Source organism: Actinacidiphila sp. bgisy167 (genome assembly GCF_965342175.1).
Lineage (GTDB): Bacteria > Actinomycetota > Actinomycetes > Streptomycetales > Streptomycetaceae > Actinacidiphila.
Genome location: NZ_CBDRBL010000017.1, coordinates 71,331 through 86,402, shown reverse-complemented (window position 1 = coordinate 86,402; position 15,072 = coordinate 71,331). Strand labels below are relative to the sequence as shown.

Below are 15,072 nucleotides of genomic sequence, written 5' to 3'. Positions count from 1 at the left end.
AATACGGGCGAAATTCCGCTGTTCATCGGCCTGCCTGCTTTGCGGGGTTGTCCGACCAGCCGACGATCCGTCGCATCGACGAGCGTGCCGCGCGGGGGGGGCGCGGCCGGCGAAAGGGCGTCCGCGTGCGGCGAGCAGTGGTCCTGGCAGTGTCCGTGGTGCTCACGGCCGGCGCGGCGACCGCCCCTGCCGCCGCGCACTTCCCGGAGCCCCCGGACGCGCCCCTTTCGGAGCCCGCCGTCGGCGAGCGGCTGCGGATGGCCGGGGCCGCGGTGGCGGCCCGGGCGGCCGGGGTCACCGGGATCGTCTTCGGGGCCTGTCCCTCCGACAGCGGCCTGACGGCGCCCGTGCAGTGCGGCAGGGTCCGCGTCCCGGTGGACTACGCGGAGCCGGGCGGGGCGACGATCAGCCTGCTGGTCAGCCGCTTGCGGGCGGCGGGCCCGGCCTCCGTCCGGCAGGGGGCCCTGGTGTTCAACCCCGGCGGTCCCGGTGCGTCCGGGCTGTGGTTCCCCGGCGTGGGCCGGCCCGGCGTGGCGGGGGTCACCCGCAAGGTGTGGGAGACCGCGGCCAGGACGTACGACCTGGTGGGCTTCGACCCGCGCGGCGTGGGCCACTCCTCCCCGTTGTCCTGCCAGGACCCGGCGCGTCACCACAAGGCCCCCAGCCTGGACCCGCGCCGGCCCACCGCCGCGGTGAAGGCCGCCCAGCGCGCGGAGGCCCGGCGCAAGGCCGGGGCCTGCGGTGCGCGGGGCGGGGCGCTGCTGCGGAACATGCGCACCGCGGACCTGGCACGGGACCTCGACGTCATCCGCGCGGCCCTGGGCGAGCCGCGCCTCAACTACTACGGCGTCTCGTACGGGACCTACCTGGGCGCCGTCTATGCCACCCTCTTTCCCTCGCACGTGCGCCGCATGGTGGCGGACAGCGTCGTCAACCCCGACCCCCGCGGCGTCTGGTACGGCGCCAACCTCGCCCAGGACGTCGCTTTCGAGCACCGCTGGGCGGACTGGCGCGCCTGGGCGGCCGGGCACCACGCCGTGTACGGCCTCGGCGGCACGCCCGGCCGCGTGCAGGCGAGCTTCGACCGGGCGATGCGGATGCTGGGCAGGCGCCCGGCCGGCACGGTGGGCCCCGGGGAACTGCACTCCGCGGCGGTGCAGGCCGCCTACTACGACCAGCGCTGGGTGCCGTTCGCCCACCTGCTCTCGCGCTACCTGCGCGGGGACGACGGCCCGCTGGTCGCCGCGGCCGCACCCGATCCCGGGGATGCGAAGGACGAGGAGAACGGCGAGGCGGTCTACCTGGCCGTGGAGTGCTCCGACGCGGCGTGGCCGCGCGACTGGAACGTGTGGGACCGCGACAACGAACGCGTGGCGCGCAGGCGTCCCTTCGAGACCTGGGCCAACGCCTGGCTCAACCTGCCGTGCGCCTCGTGGCCCGTCGAGGGCGGGCGGGCGGTGGACGTCGGGGCGCACCCCGGGGCGGGGCTGCCGCCCGTGCTGATCGTCCAGTCGGAACGGGACGCGGCCACACCGTACGACGGCGCGGTGGAGCTGCACCGCAGGCTGCCGGGCTCGCGGATGATCACCGAGGAGGGCCGCGGCTCGCACGGCCTGATCAGCATCTGGAACGAGTGCGTCACCGCGCGCGTGGACCGCTACCTGGTGTCCGGCGCGACCGGCGACCAGGACGTCCGATGCCCCGGGCACCCGCTGCCCGTGCCCTCCGGCCCCGGCGGCGCGAGGGACGCCAACACCGGGCGCTCCTACTGACCTGACCGCACGCGGCACGCGGTGCGCCCCGCGGCGGCCTCGCGGTCACGACGCGGCGGCGTGCCGCTCCTGCCCCTGGTGGGTGATCTCCATCGCGCCGCTGTCGCCGAAGGTCAGCCGGCAGGTGTCGGCGCGGTAGGTCGCGACGGCGACCGCCGTGACGCGCCCGCCACTGACGTAGCGGGTGGTGACGACCAGCACGGGGGCTCCGGGCAGCCGGTCGAGCTGTTTGGCGTCCTCGGCGCGGGCCGATCCGAGCTCCACGGCCCGGTCCTCGCCGTCGAGACCGAGGGTGTGCAACTCCCGCAGTACGGCCGGGACGTGGTCGGTCGGCGTCAGGTCGCTGGGGAGGCCGGGGACGGAGGCCCCGGGCACGTAGAGGAGTTCGGTGGCGACGGACTGGCCGCCCATCGAGCGGATCCGGCGGACGGTGTGCACCGGCTCGTCGGCACCCGTACCGAGCATGTGGGCGACGGCGGCGGGAGCGGCGGCCTCGACGCAGCCCACCGTGAGCCAGGCGTCGTCCGCGGCCCCGGGCCAGGAACCGCTCGTGGGGCCGACGAAGACGCCCACGCGGGGCGGGGCGACCGTGGTGCCGACCCCGCGGCGGCGCTGGAGGCGGCCTTCGAGCTCCAGCTGCTCCAGTGCCTGGCGCAGCGTGGCCCGGGCGACACCGAAGCGGGAGGCGAGCTCGCGCTCGTTGGGGAGGATCTCCCCGACCTCGAACTCGGAGTCGAGCGCGTCCATGAGCACGGTCTTGAGGTGCCAGTACTTGGGCTCCGGCACCTTCTCGAGCTGCGTGGTCCCCACCCTGTCCTCCGCGATCGCGCCCGCGCCGTCCGGGGTTTGTGCAGGTTTGTTTCCGAACGGCTCTTTATTAAAGGTCCTTGCACTACCACGGGACGATAGAGCGGCCCTCCGGCTTGGTCAAGACCAATCCGGGCCCGCACCCGCCGCGGGCTGAGGTGGGCGGCCGACGCGGGCCGTGCATGAGGTGGTCACGCCGCCGCTGACCGTTCACCCGCTGATAGCGTTCGTGATCACGTCGAGGGAGGGAGCCGGCATGGGTTCGGTCACGGTGGTCACCGGTGGGGGCCGCGGCATCGGCGCGGCGGTCGCCCTGCGGCTGGCCCACGAGGGGCACGCCGTCGGCATCGGTTACGAGAAGGACGCCGGCGCCGCCGAGGACGTCGCGCACAAGGTGCGGGACGCGGGCGCCCGTTGCGCCGTGGTGCGCGTCGACACCAGCGACGCCGGGCAGGTGGACGCGCTCTTCGACACGGTGGGCGAGCGGCTCGGCGCGGTGACGGGCCTGGTCAACAACGCCGGCGTCACCGGCCCGCTGGGCCGGTTCACCGACACCCCGGTCGACGTCATGCGCCGGGTGATCGACGTCAACGTGATGGGCGCGATCCTGTGCGCGCGGCGCGCGGCACTGGCGATGTCCACCCGCCACGGCGGCCGAGGCGGCTCGATCGTCAACATCTCCTCCGGCGCCGCGACGCTCGGCGCCCCCGGGGAGTACGTGCATTACGCGGCCAGCAAGGCGGCGGTCGACGCGATGACCGTGGGCCTCGCCAAGGAGCTGGCGGAGGAGGGCGTACGGGTCAACTCCGTGCAGCCCGGCATGATCGTCACCGACATCCACGCCGCGATGGGCGACCCCGAGCGGCCCTGGCGCAACCGGGACCGCGTGCCCATGGGGCGGCCCGGGGAGCCGGACGAGGTCGCCGGCGCCGTGGCCTGGTTGATGTCGGCGGACGCCTCCTACACGACGGGCGCGGTGCTCCGCGTCGCCGGCGGTCTGTAGCCCGCCGCCGGAGCATGCCGGCGGCCGGCGCGACCTCGGCGTCCGCCCTCCGGGCGGCCGCGCGTGGTTCCGATGGACTCGCGTGCCGCACGGACGGCCGAGGAGGGGAAGGCATGCCCCTTCGCCCGGACGACCGCGACCGCGGACGGGACCAGCAGGGCGAGCACCGCCCACGTCGGTGACCGCGCGCCGAGCCGCGCGAGGAGGGCGCCCCCGATGGCGCCGCCGCCCGCGACGCCGATGTTCCACATGGTCACGAGCATGGACTGGGCCACGTCCGCCGCCGCCTTGCCCGCCGCGCTCGTGGTCGCGGACCGGAAGAGCGTGGCCGCGCCTCCGAAGGCGAGCCCCCAGACCGCCCCCTGGCCGCCTGCCTGGCGGCACTCGAGAACCGGCCACAGCCACTGGGCTGAGGCGACGTACGTGGATCCGTGCCCTCGGCGGGCGGACGGCGGACGCGCGGACGAGTGGGCGGACGGACCTGCGGACGTGCCGCGTCGAGATGGACGAGGATGCCGACTTCGGCGTGCGGTCCGCCGGTTGGGCGCTGGACGGTGCTGATTTGTTAACACAAGGAAACGGATTCAAAACCCGAGCGGACGTCAGTGAGTACACAATCCAGCCTCCAGCAGGTTGCCCGGTTGTTGCACCGACTCCGAGGAGCACCATGTCCGCTCAGGCCACCGACGTCGCGAAGGGCTCGCCGCCCCCGCCACCGCGAAACGCACTGGACCGCTACTTCCGTATCGGGGAGCGCGGGTCGACCCTCGGCCGCGAGGTCCGCGGCGGCTTCGCTACCTTCTTCACGATGGCGTACATCCTTGTGCTGAACCCGATCATCCTGGGAAGCGCGAAGGACAAGTTCGGCCACGTCCTGTCGACGGGTCAACTGGTCACCGCCACCGCGCTGGTGGCGGCGGTCATGACGATCGTGATGGGGGTCGCCGGCAACCTGCCGCTGGCCATCGCGGCGGGGCTCGGCCTCAACGCGGTGGTCGCCTTCCAGATCGCGCCCTTGATGAGCTGGGACGACGCGATGGGCCTGATCGTCATCGAGGGCCTGGTGATCTGCCTCCTGGTGGTGACGGGGCTGCGCGAGGCGGTGATGCACGCGATACCCCAGCCGCTCAAACAGGCGATCAGCGCGGGCATCGGCCTGTTCATCGCCTTCATCGGCTTCGTGGACGCCGGCTTCGTCACCCGGATCCCGGACGCCGCGAACACCACGGTGCCCGTGCAGCTGGGCGGGAGCGGTGCGCTGTCGGGCTGGCCGGTGCTCGTCTTCTGCGTGGGCGTGCTGCTGACGATTGCCCTGCTGGCCCGGAAGGTGAAGGGCGCGATCCTGATCAGCATCATCGCCATGACGGTGCTGGCCGTCGTGGTCGACGCGGTCGCGGACGTGAAGAGCTGGGGGCTGACCACGCCCAAGGTGCCGGACGACGTGTTCGCCGCGCCGGACTTCGGGCTGCTGGGGCACTTCAGCCTCTTCGGGGCCTTCGCCGAGGTCAGCTTCATCACGGTGGTGCTGCTGGTCTTCACCCTCATCCTGTCGGACTTCTTCGACACCATGGGCACGGTCGTCGGCATCACGGCGGAGGCCGGTCTGCTGGACGACGAGGGCAAGGTCCCCCACCTGGGCCGTGTGCTGCTCGTCGACGGCGCCGCGGCCGTGGCGGGCGGCGCGGCCTCGGCCTCCTCGAACACGGCCTACATAGAGTCGGCGGCGGGCGTCGGCGAGGGAGCGCGGACCGGCTTCGCCAACCTGGCCACCGGCGGCCTGTTCGCCGTGGCCCTCTTCCTGGCCCCGTTGCTGACCATCGTGCCGCTGCAGGCGGCGGCGCCGGCGCTGGTGGCGGTCGGCTTCCTGATGATGACCCAGGTCAAGAACATCGGCTGGGACGACTTCGAGATCGCGGTCCCCGCCTTCCTGACGATCGCCGTGATGCCCTTCACCTACTCGATCACCAACGGCATCGGCGCCGGCTTCATCGCCTTCGTCCTGCTCAAGGCCGTGCTGGGCAAGGCCCGGCAGGTGCACTGGCTGCTGTGGGCGGTGTCGGCGCTGTTCGCCGTCTACTTCGCGATCCACCCGATCGAGCAGGCGCTGGGGGTGTAGCCCCCCGCGGGGCAGGCGCGGCCTCCCTGGGCCTCACGATGAAGACCCCGACCGGGACGGGGGCCCCCGGTCGGGGCCGTTGGCCGGGCCGGCGCTCCGCGCTCGGCCCGTACTTGTCGAACTACCGGCGGGGCAAGGGAGTTCCCGCCCGCTCCGGGTCCCCGGTGTGACGTGGCGCACGCCCGCGACCGAGCGCCACCGGAGGTCGCACGGCGTGGCCCGTTCGGACGGAGCCGCGGGGCGCCACGCAGAGGGGATGCCGCGGCGGAGCCCGCCTGGCAGGTGCCGCCTCGGTGGCGGCGCTGGACGGGGCTCCCCTTCGACCGTGACGGCGCCGTCGAGGTGCCCGGCGCGCTGGTGCCGGTGCACTACGACACCGCCCACGACCACGCCGTGTACGTCGAGCCCAACGTGTGGGTCCGCCACGCCACGGGCGCCGCCCGTTAGCCGAGCGCCCGGTCCAGGTTGAAGGCGGCGCTGATCAGGGCCAGGTGCGTGAAGGCCTGCGGGAAGTTGCCGCGCTGCTCGCCGGCGCGGTCGATCTCCTCGGCGTACAGGCCGAGGTGGTTGCCGTAGGTGAGCATCTTCTCGAAGGCCAGGCGTGCCTCGTCCTCGCGCCCGGCGCGGGTGAGGGCCTCGACGTACCAGAAGGAGCAGATGGAGAAGGTGCCCTCGTCGCCGGGGACGCCGTCGGGGCTCGCCGCGGGGTCGTAGCGGTAGACCAGGGAGTCGGAGACCAGGTCCTTGCCGAGGGCGTCGAGCGTCGACAGCCACCGGGGGTCGGTGGGCGAGATGAACTTGGACAGCGGCATCATCAGCACCGACGCGTCCAGCACGTCCTCTCCTTGGCACTGGGTGAACGCGCCGCGCTTCTGCGACCAGCCGCTCGTCATGATCTGCCGGTAGATGGCGTCGCGGGCCCCGTACCAGCGCTCGCGGTTGGCGGGCAGGCCGCGGTGGTTCGCCATGCGGATGCCGCGCTCGATCGCCACCCAGCACATCACGCGGGAGTACAGGAAGTTCCTGCGGCCGCCGCGGGTCTCCCAGATGCCCTCGTCGGGCTGGTCCCAGTTGTCGCAGACCCAGTCCACGAGTTCGCAGACGGTGTCCCAGTGGGCGCTGGAGACCGGCTTGCCCCACTTGTCGTAGAGGTAGAGCGAGTCGATGAGCTCCCCGTAGATGTCCAGCTGGAGCTGGTGGACGGCGTTGTTGCCCACCCGGACCGGCGCGGAGCCCGCGTAGCCCTCCAGGTGGGGCAACTCCCGCTCGGGCAGCTCGGAGCGGCCGTCGATGCCGTACATGATCTGCAGGGGGCCTGTGGTGCAGCCCGTGTCGCCCGTGCAGACGCGCTCCGACAGGAAGTTCATGAAGGCCTCGGCCTCGTCGGTGAAGCCCAGCCGGAGCAGCGCGTAGACGCAGAAGGCGGCGTCGCGGATCCAGACGTAGCGGTAGTCCCAGTTGCGCTCGCCGCCGATGCGCTCGGGAAGGCTCGTGGTGGGGGCGGCGACGATGGCGCCGGTCGGCGCGTAGGTCAGCAGTTTCAGGGTCAGCGCGGACCGATGCACCATCTCGCGCCAGCGTCCCCGGTACTTGGACTTGGACAGCCAGCGCCGCCAGTAGCGCACGGTCTTCTCGAACTGGTCCTCCGCCTCGGTCAGCGGGCAGCCCCGGGGCCCGACACCGTCACCGACCTGGTCCAGGGCGAAGACCGCGGTCTCGCCCTCGGAGAGCTTGAACTCGGCCCACACGTCCCGGCCGTCGTTCTCCAGCGGAACCGAGCAGGTCAGGGCGAGGGTCTGGGCGGGGGTGGCGAAGAGCGCCTGCATCCCGTTCATCTGCACGGTGTGCGCCACGGTGCCGTAGTCGAAGCGCGGCGCCACCCGCATCCGGAACGGCAGCACGCCCCGCACGCAGACCACGCGGCGGATCAGCCGGTGCCGGTCCGCCTCGTGGCCGTCGTCGACGACCGGCATGAAGTCCTGTACCTCGCCCATGCCGTCCTCGGCGAAGAACCGGGTGATCAGCACGTTGGTGTCGGGGAAGTAGAACTGCTTCGTGCGCGCGGGCACGTTCGCTGCCAACTCGAAGCTGCCTCCCCGGTCGGCGTCGAGGATGGAGGCGAAGACGCTGGGGGCGTCGAAGCGTCCGGAGCAGTACCAGTCGATCGTCCCGTTCGTCCCGACGAGCGCGGCGCTGCGCAGGTCGCCGATGAGCCCGTGGGCGGAGATCGGCAGGTACCGGCCGTCGGACGGCGGGAACTCGGACCGGAGGACGTCAGCTGTCACGGTGGCCTCCTCACATGCCGGGAAGAGAAGCCACCATTCAGACTAACCCGCCCGGTCCCCGTCCTTCTCGGTCGAAGCACGCCGCCTGACCGCCCTACCTCCCCGACCTGCGCCTCCCGCGGCCCCGCGGCCCGCTCGCCGGCGTATGCGAGCACGAAGCGCGCCTCGGTCAGCCGCTGTGCGGCGACCTCGTCCTCCCCGTCCTCCCGCGACTCCGTGTAGCGGGCGATCACTGCCCGGGCCCGCTCCGCCGCGGCCCGCCGCCCCGGATCGGCCTCGAGCCAGGCGGCCGTGAGCCGGACCGCGCTGCGCGCCGGACCCGGGTCGAAGGCGGCGATCGCGCACTGCGGAGAGGCCAGGCCTTCCTCGTACGCGGCGCGCGCCGAGCCGTCCGCGTCGTCCTCACCGGGCTCGCCGGGGCACGCGCGGACGATCAGTTCGCCGGTCTGCTTGTGGGTCCCCGCCAGTTCGGCGCGCAGGTGCGCCGCGGCCGCCTCCTCCCCAAAGGCACGGGCCGCGGCCGGTGCCTCCTCGGCGACCGCCGCCGCCTCGGCCATCGCCGAGCGGCCCGCTTCGAGGCCGGCCCGGTCGTCGTGGAGGCTGAGCCTGGCCCTGGCCCGCAGGGCGGGGACCAGAAGAACAGGTCGCTCCAAGGCGCGCCAGAGCTCACCGGCGCGGGTGCACGCCTGCGCGGCCTCGCCGGCCAGGCCCGCCCGCTCCCGACTGCCGGCGGCGAGGTTCGCGAGGACGGCGCGGTCCTGCTGCTCCTCCCAGCCCTGTGCGATCTCCGCGGCGGCAGGACCGCTCGGCGGCGGCGCGCGGCTCGTCCCTGTCGCACAGGGCCTCGCCCAGCCACCAGCGGGTCTGGACGACCTGCCGTCGTGGTGAGCGCGCACCAGGTCGGGCAGGGCGGTCTCCAGGACGGTCGCGGACTCCGCGGCCCTGCCCTGGCGCAGCAGCGCCCCGCCGAGCACCAGCCGCGACCAGGCGCCGAGCTGATCGGACGCGTCGCCGTCGTCGGCCCGGTGAGCGCCGTTCAAGGCGTGGTCGGCGGCCTCGGCGTCGGCGCCGCGGGCGGCGAGCGCGGCGCCGAGAACGATGTGCAGATGGGCGCGCCGCACCGGGCGCAGGGTGGCGGCGCGGTGCTCCGGCGCGGCACGGGCGGACTCCTCCGCGGTGGCGTGGCCGTCCCGCTGGAGGCAGAGGTCGGCCGGCAGCGCCTCCGGCTCGGCGGCGTATCGGGGGAGCGCGGCCTCCAGTCGAAGGCGGGCGGCGCGCGAGGAGCCCGGCCGCGGTCCCGGCGTCGCCGTGCGCGGCGGTGTGGCGGGCCTGCGAGGTGATCGCGTCGGCGAGCCGGGCAGCCCTCCGCTCCTCGGCGCGGTGCTCCTCGGCGAAGGCGATGGTCCGCCGCAGTCCGCCTCGGTCCCGTCCGGCGGGCCGACGTGGAGCAGCGCCAGCGCGACGGGAGCGCGCCCGAGACTCCCCGAGGCTCCAAGGCGAGCCAAGGCAGGGCCAGGCCGCCGGTGACGGCCGTCCGTTGCGGTGACCGCCATCTGCCGTTCACGCCTGTCTCACCCCTCCGGTCGACCGTGCTTCCTAGCGTCCGTGAGTGCGCGCACCACTGACCTTCCGCAGCCCGCCATCAGGTCCGGAGCGCTGCTGACCGGTCGGTGTGCGACTGCACCCGACGACGCGAAAGGCCCCTGAATGTCGGAAGAACCCAAGCAAACCAGGATCTCTCGTCGCAACGCGCTCGGCTTGTTCGGCGCGACAGTGTCCGGCGCCGCCGCCGGACCACTGGTCCTCGGCGCCGGAACCGCCGAGGCGGTCCCTGCGCAATCGGAAGTCACCGGTCTCGCCACCGGCTCGGCCACCACCCCCGTCCAGGGCCTGCACCTGACCTTCGGCGCCGACCCACGCAGCCAGATGGTCGTCTCCTGGGTCACCGACGCGGCCGTCAAGAACCCCCGGGTCGTCTACGGCACGCTGAGTGGAGGCTTCGGTTCCACCGTGCGCGCGACGACGAAGACCTACGTGGACGGCACCTCCGGGCGGACCGTCTGGGTCCATCACGCGCTGATCAGCAAGCTCAAGGCCGACACCGACTACCTGTACGCGGCCCAGCACGACGGCGCGACCCCCGATGCCGGCACCTTCCACACGGCGCCGTCCGGCCGAGCTCCGTTCACCTTCACCAGCTTCGGCGACCAGGGTGCGCCCGGCGTGACGTGGAAGACCGGAGCGAACCCGGCCGACGCCTCGGGCCGGGACTTCGAGCCCAACGCCACGCCCGCCGCCGCGGACATCGTCACCGGCGTCGAGAAGGTCGGCCCGCTGTTCCACCTCCTCAACGGTGACCTCTGCTACGCCAACACCGGGCCCGACCGCGTACGCGTCTGGCGCGACTTCCTCACCAACAACAGCCGCTCAGCGCGGTTCCGTCCGTGGATGCCGTGCGCGGGCAACCATGAGATCGAGCTGGCCAACGGCAAGCTCGGTCTCGACGCGTACCAGACCTACTTCGAGCTGCCCTCGACCGAGACCCAGCCCGAGCTCGACAACCTCTGGTACTCCTTCACGGTCGGCGGGGTGAAGGTGATCGCCCTGCAGAACGACGACATCGCCCTGCAGGAGGGCGGCGACATCTACATCAAGGGCTACTCCGGCGGTCGGCAGCTCGCCTGGCTGGAGAAGGAGCTCAAGTCGGCACGGGCTTCGAAGGACATCGACTGGATCGTCGTCTGCATGCACCAGGTGATGATCAGCTCGGCGACCGCCGCGAACGGCCCTGATGTCGCGCTCCGCGCGGCGTACGGCCCGCTGTTCGACAAGTACGGCGTCGACCTGGTGGTCTGTGGCCACGAGCACGACTACGAGCGCTCGTTGGCGGTGCGTGGCGTCGTCCCCGGCAGCGTCACCCTCACACCGAACCCGAGCCAGACCGCACTCGATGTGATCGACAGTGCGCACGGCACGACGCACATGGTCCTCGGCGGTGGCGGCGTGTCAGGCATCACCAACAACAGCTTCACCACCGACGACGCCGACGGTCACGGGCATCACTCGGCATACGTCCAGATGGAGCGCGTCGGCAAGTACAACTCGGTCAAGGAGAAGGAGACCGCGGTCTGGATCGGCGTCCGTGACGCGGAGCATCCGTACGGCTTCGCCGAGTTCTCCGTCGACCCGGGCCGTCACCCCGGTGACATGACCCGCATCCACGTCACCTACTACAACATCATCACGCCCACAGGTGAGCTGTCGGTCTTCGAGAAGTTCACGCTCCAACGCCGTCGTAGTGACGGCGGCCACGGCCGGCACTGATCCACCACGAGCAGCAGCAGCCGGCAATGCCTGGGGCCGGGACGTCGTACCGGCCCCAGGCATTGCCGGCCAGGAGCCCTTGGCGTGTACGTCTCGAACCCCGGGGCGCGCGGGCGCCGCCGGGCGTTCGGTCAGCCGGGCCGCTTCCCCCATGGGGACACCGCGCGAGGCCCAGCGGATCGGCGCGCGCATCAGGGCCGCCTTGGAACGAGGCACGCCGCGGCCAGACCGTCACACGGGGCTCGCCCACTCCTCGCGCAACATCCCGAAGAGCACGCCGTCGTAGCGCATCTCCTCCACCAGCACCGCCGAGCGGCGTCGGCCTTCCTCGCGGAAACCCAGCCTGGTGAAGGCGCGCACGGCGCGTTCGTTGCCGCTCCAGGTGTCCAGTTCCAGACGACTCAGGCCGTACGCGCCGAACAGGTGGTCGACGAGCAGCCTCAGCGCGTCACTGCCGTAGCCGCGCCCCCAGAACTCACGCTCACCGATGGTGACTCCCAGCGTTGCCACCTGGGCGTACGGGTCCAGGTCCCGGTAGTCAGCCATGCCGATCACCCGTCCGCCTGCCAGGTCCTCGACCGTGAACACGGCTGACTCTCTCGGGCTCAGGCGCGGCATCGTGTCGAAGCCGAGTCGGACCGCCTCTGCCGTGACGGGGCCGAAACTCGGATCGCCGGCCGCGGCCCAGCGGACCACCTCCGGGTCGTTGCGCCACCGAAGGTGATGTTCCGCGTCGTCGGAGCGCAGCGCGCGCAGCCTCACCCATTTTCCTTCGATCATCGCGCGGCTCTAGCCGACCACCGAACTGCTCGGCCCGACGGTCCCTGCGCGTACGGCCTCAGCGGCACCATGCACCGGGCCTACGATGCCGGCAGTGCCGCGCGCTCGGCGTTCTCCAGCCAAGCGGTGTACCAGTCGGCGAAGCTCACCGGCATGGCGTTGTCGTCCAGGACTGGCGCAAGGTCGACGTCGTCCGCCCGGCAGTCGGACCACATCGTGCCGCGATGACTGCCGCTGACGACCAGCCACTGCCTCAGGGCACAACCCACGTGGGAGATCACGAGGGCACCTGCGGTGCGCTCTGGGGCGAACATGGCAGCCTCCCACTGCTCGTCCCACACCTCGATGGCGTCATCGAAGTCCTCGATGTCGTCGAAGTCCTCTTCCTCGGGGCGTCGGGCGAGGAGGTCGTCAAGCACTTCGGGGTCCGGGCCCTGGTCCGGAAACGGCTCGGCAAGCCTCGACAGGTCGGCCAGGTCCGCGCCGTCGCCTTCCCAACGCCAGCGGCCCTGCACGCGCCGAACCGGGAACAAGCCGTACGCCGGGCCGGCGCCGCCCGCACCGACGTGGAGCAGAAAGGACCGGTACTCCTCCGGTAGCCGCACGCCCAGCTGAGCCTCGAGTTCGGCGAGCTCGTCCCGGGTCAGCGGCTCCTCCACCACCCACTGGTGCCCGGATGCCCCGAACACCGTGCCGCCCTCAGGCACCGCCCCCAGCGCCTCGACCCGCTGGCGTACTCCCACCCACCGTTGCCCCTTCATGCGCAGACCGTACATGGGGCCACCGACACCCGGGCCGTGGGCCGCGTGGCGGCCCGCCCGGCGCCGGTTGTCCGGATTCAGGTGATTCATGTCCGGACGGAGGCGGCGCGGGAACCGGACCGGTCGGCAGTGTGGAGGGGACGGACACACCGTCCGTGCGAAGCACTGGCGTATCGGAAAGCACAGAGGTCATGAGCGAGAACATCGCAGGGGTAGAGGTACCTGAGACGGCGGCGGTCGCCGAGGCCACCCGCGTCATGCAGGAGATGACCAGTCCGCTCGTCTACCACCACTCCCGGCGCGTTTACGTCTTCGGCGTCCTGCACGCGCGCAGACTCGGCTTGGAGCCCGATCCGGAGCTGCTCTACCTGTCCGCCATGTTTCACGACACCGGCCTCTCGACGCCGTTCTCCGACGCGGAACAGCGCTTCGAGGTCGACGGGGCCGACCACGCACGCGCGTTCATGCTCGACCGCGGTTATCCCGCCGCTGCCGCCGACGTCGTGTGGACGGCGATCGCACTGCACACGACCCCGGGCATTCCCCACCGCATGGGCCCGGAGATCGCCCTCACCAGTCTCGGGGTCCTGACGGACGTGCTCGGCCTGGACCTGGACGAGTTCGACCGCGACCAGGTGGACGAGATCACCGCCGCCCATCCGCGCGACGACTTCAAGAACGCGTTCCTGCGGGCCTACGTCGACGGACTCAAGTGGCGCCCGGATACCACGAACGGAACCGTGAACGCGGATGTCCTGGAGCACTTCGTCCCCGGCTTCCGCCGGACGACCACGGTCGAGCTCATGCTCGGCGCTCCCTGGCCGAGTTGACCCGGAACGTCACCGTCGCCACGGGACGTGCGAGACGTCCGCACGGGGAGCGTCGCCTCGGGCGGTGCGCAGGCCCTTGCAGCACCACGAGCGGACCGGGTCTGCGGGTCGCCCTCGCCGTGGGGCCGGCGCACGGGCCGTCACCGCGCCGGAGCGTGCCCCGCTCCGACCCGGGCCGCCCGGACGGGCGAGCGGTCCTCTTCGTCGCCGAGTCCGGACGGCCCCGGCTCACCGATCCGGCCGGCACAACCGGGGGACGGCCCGTCCGGGTCGGTGGTCGGCGGTCTCCAGCCCGCCGCCGTGAGGCACCGCCGGCCACATCATCGCCGCACACAGAACTGATGGAGGAGACCTATCGTGATCGGCATCCGCATAGCCGCCGGCGCCCTGGCGATCGCCGCGGTGACCGCGGCCATGGCCTGCTCGACCTCCGCCGAGCCCGCCCACTCCCGGGCGGCGGCGACGGCCGCGGCATCGAAGACTGCCGCATCGACACACCCTGTGGAGACTCTCAAACCCCTGACCCACCAGGCCCTTCCGCAGGTGAAGGGCGAGACGTTCACCTCGGCGATCGTCGAGCTGCCGCCCGACGCGAGCGCGCGGCCGCACCGGCACGGTCAGGCGTTCGTCTTCGCCTACGTCCTCGAGGGCACCGTACGCAGCAAGCTCGACGACAAGCCCGTGACCACCCACCACCAGGGCGGGACCTGGATCGAGGAGCCGGGAGCCCACCACGTCCTCACGGAGAACAGCAGCCGGACCGAGCCGGCCAAGCTCCTGGTCGTCTTCGTGTCCAAGACCGGCGACCAACTCAAGGTCGACGACCCGGCGTCCCAGCTCCCGCAACGCCGCGGGCGGTGACACCGTCACGAACTCCGCTCCCGCCGGATCACACCCCACCCGCCACCGCGTCGTCCCCCGAGGGAACGACGCGGGAAACGAACGAATCGAAGGAACGGATGACCACCCCCCAGCGCGCCAGCATCGGCGAGCAGCACGCGGCGGCCTACAAGGCGCTCATCGCCCTCTCCTCGGAGGTCGGCAAGGCCGCCGCCGCAGCGGGCATCGACCTGCTCCTGGTCGAGCTGCGGGGGGGAAGCTCCGCACCGGCAGGCAGGCTGACCCTGGTCGCGTCACCGCCGGCCGCTTGGGAGGCCGGGCCGAAAGCGGGTGCCGCCGACCGGCCGTCCCGGTGGCGTGCGCCGGCATGACACCGGAGCCGGAACGCCCCCGCTCCTGGTGGACGAGCGCGGCGCGCTGGTCGGCCGGCTGGATCCGCAGCGGCCGATCCTGTGCCGGGGGGGCCACGTGCGCTTGCGGGATGATCACGCCACGGCCTGATCAAGGCCCGGTCACGCGGGGCGTGGTGGGTACGCCGCCCCGCGTGCGGTGGA

Annotated in this window: 12 protein-coding genes and 1 pseudogene; 8 read left to right on the top strand and 5 right to left on the bottom strand. The window is 72.4% G+C overall.

Features of this window, described 5'->3' with window-relative positions; all coding sequences use genetic code 11:
- Positions 1 to 125: 125 nt before the first annotated feature.
- Entirely contained in the window at positions 126 to 1,772 is a 1,647-nt protein-coding gene (locus ACRWND_RS09660; RefSeq protein WP_431948049.1) for an alpha/beta hydrolase, read from the top strand.
- A gap of 45 nt (positions 1,773 to 1,817) precedes the next feature.
- On the opposite strand, the gene ACRWND_RS09655 is transcribed toward ACRWND_RS09660, so the two are convergent.
- Entirely contained in the window at positions 1,818 to 2,582 is a 765-nt protein-coding gene (locus ACRWND_RS09655) for a GntR family transcriptional regulator (protein WP_431948047.1), read from the bottom strand.
- A gap of 253 nt (positions 2,583 to 2,835) precedes the next feature.
- Between ACRWND_RS09655 and ACRWND_RS09650 the strand changes: the two genes are divergently transcribed.
- The 3 genes and pseudogenes from ACRWND_RS09650 to ACRWND_RS09640 form a co-directional block, all read left to right on the top strand.
- The gene (locus ACRWND_RS09650) at positions 2,836 to 3,582 is read left to right on the top strand and encodes an SDR family oxidoreductase (protein WP_431948045.1); all 747 of its coding nucleotides are present in this window, start codon (positions 2,836 to 2,838) and stop codon (positions 3,580 to 3,582) included.
- Positions 3,583 to 4,249: 667 nt separating this feature from the next.
- Positions 4,250 to 5,698, top strand: a complete 1,449-nt coding sequence (locus tag ACRWND_RS09645; protein WP_431948043.1) for an NCS2 family permease — start codon at positions 4,250 to 4,252, stop codon at positions 5,696 to 5,698.
- Positions 5,699 to 5,992: 294 nt separating this feature from the next.
- Positions 5,993 to 6,145 (top strand): annotated as a pseudogene (locus ACRWND_RS09640) (N-acetyltransferase); the annotation flags it as partial.
- Here the strand turns inward: ACRWND_RS09640 and ACRWND_RS09635 are convergent.
- Both ACRWND_RS09635 and ACRWND_RS09630 read right to left on the bottom strand, forming a co-directional pair.
- On the bottom strand, positions 6,142 to 7,983 hold the full coding sequence (locus tag ACRWND_RS09635) for a glycoside hydrolase family 15 protein (RefSeq protein ID WP_431948041.1): 1,842 nt from the start codon (positions 7,981 to 7,983) through the stop codon (positions 6,142 to 6,144). The pseudogene ACRWND_RS09640 and the gene ACRWND_RS09635 overlap by 4 nt on opposite strands.
- Complete coding sequence (locus ACRWND_RS09630) at positions 7,980 to 9,104, bottom strand: hypothetical protein (protein WP_431948039.1); 1,125 nt, start codon at positions 9,102 to 9,104, stop codon at positions 7,980 to 7,982. Before ACRWND_RS09630 ends, ACRWND_RS09635 begins: the two co-directional genes overlap by 4 nt.
- A 637-nt stretch (positions 9,105 to 9,741) precedes the next feature.
- On the opposite strand from ACRWND_RS09630, the gene ACRWND_RS09625 reads away from it, so the two are divergent.
- Positions 9,742 to 11,307, top strand: coding sequence for a purple acid phosphatase family protein (locus tag ACRWND_RS09625; RefSeq protein ID WP_431948037.1), 1,566 nt, complete (start codon positions 9,742 to 9,744; stop codon positions 11,305 to 11,307).
- A gap of 231 nt (positions 11,308 to 11,538) precedes the next feature.
- Here ACRWND_RS09625 and ACRWND_RS09620 read toward each other — a convergent pair whose 3' ends face one another.
- Positions 11,539 to 12,087 carry a GNAT family N-acetyltransferase gene (locus tag ACRWND_RS09620; protein WP_431948035.1) on the bottom strand — a complete coding sequence of 183 codons (549 nt, stop codon included), beginning with the start codon at positions 12,085 to 12,087 and terminating at the stop codon, positions 11,539 to 11,541.
- A gap of 80 nt (positions 12,088 to 12,167) precedes the next feature.
- On the bottom strand, positions 12,168 to 12,848 hold the full coding sequence (locus ACRWND_RS09615; RefSeq protein ID WP_431948033.1) for an SMI1/KNR4 family protein: 681 nt from the start codon (positions 12,846 to 12,848) through the stop codon (positions 12,168 to 12,170).
- 191 nt (positions 12,849 to 13,039) lie between these two features.
- Here ACRWND_RS09615 and ACRWND_RS09610 point away from each other — a divergent pair, with 191 nt between their 5' ends.
- From ACRWND_RS09610 to ACRWND_RS09600, 3 genes are all read left to right on the top strand, one after another.
- Positions 13,040 to 13,678, top strand: coding sequence for an HD domain-containing protein (locus ACRWND_RS09610; protein ID WP_431948031.1), 639 nt, complete (start codon positions 13,040 to 13,042; stop codon positions 13,676 to 13,678).
- 357 nt (positions 13,679 to 14,035) lie between these two features.
- Positions 14,036 to 14,539 (top strand): cupin domain-containing protein, encoded by a 504-nt coding sequence (locus ACRWND_RS09605; protein WP_431948029.1) that lies wholly within the window; start codon positions 14,036 to 14,038, stop codon positions 14,537 to 14,539.
- 98 nt (positions 14,540 to 14,637) lie between these two features.
- Positions 14,638 to 14,889, top strand: a complete 252-nt coding sequence (locus ACRWND_RS09600; protein ID WP_431948027.1) for a hypothetical protein — start codon at positions 14,638 to 14,640, stop codon at positions 14,887 to 14,889.
- The last annotated feature ends 183 nt before the right edge of the window (positions 14,890 to 15,072 follow it).

Coding starts and splice junctions, on each gene's coding strand:
- ACRWND_RS09650 (WP_431948045.1), top strand. CDS start 2,836: ATGGGTTCGGTCACGGTGGTCACCGGTGGGGGCCGCGGCATCGGCGCG.
- ACRWND_RS09645 (WP_431948043.1), top strand. CDS start 4,250: ATGTCCGCTCAGGCCACCGACGTCGCGAAGGGCTCGCCGCCCCCGCCA.
- ACRWND_RS09620 (WP_431948035.1), bottom strand. CDS start 12,087: ATGATCGAAGGAAAATGGGTGAGGCTGCGCGCGCTGCGCTCCGACGAC.
- ACRWND_RS09615 (WP_431948033.1), bottom strand. CDS start 12,848: ATGAAGGGGCAACGGTGGGTGGGAGTACGCCAGCGGGTCGAGGCGCTG.
- ACRWND_RS09610 (WP_431948031.1), top strand. CDS start 13,040: ATGAGCGAGAACATCGCAGGGGTAGAGGTACCTGAGACGGCGGCGGTC.
- ACRWND_RS09600 (WP_431948027.1), top strand. CDS start 14,638: ATGACCACCCCCCAGCGCGCCAGCATCGGCGAGCAGCACGCGGCGGCC.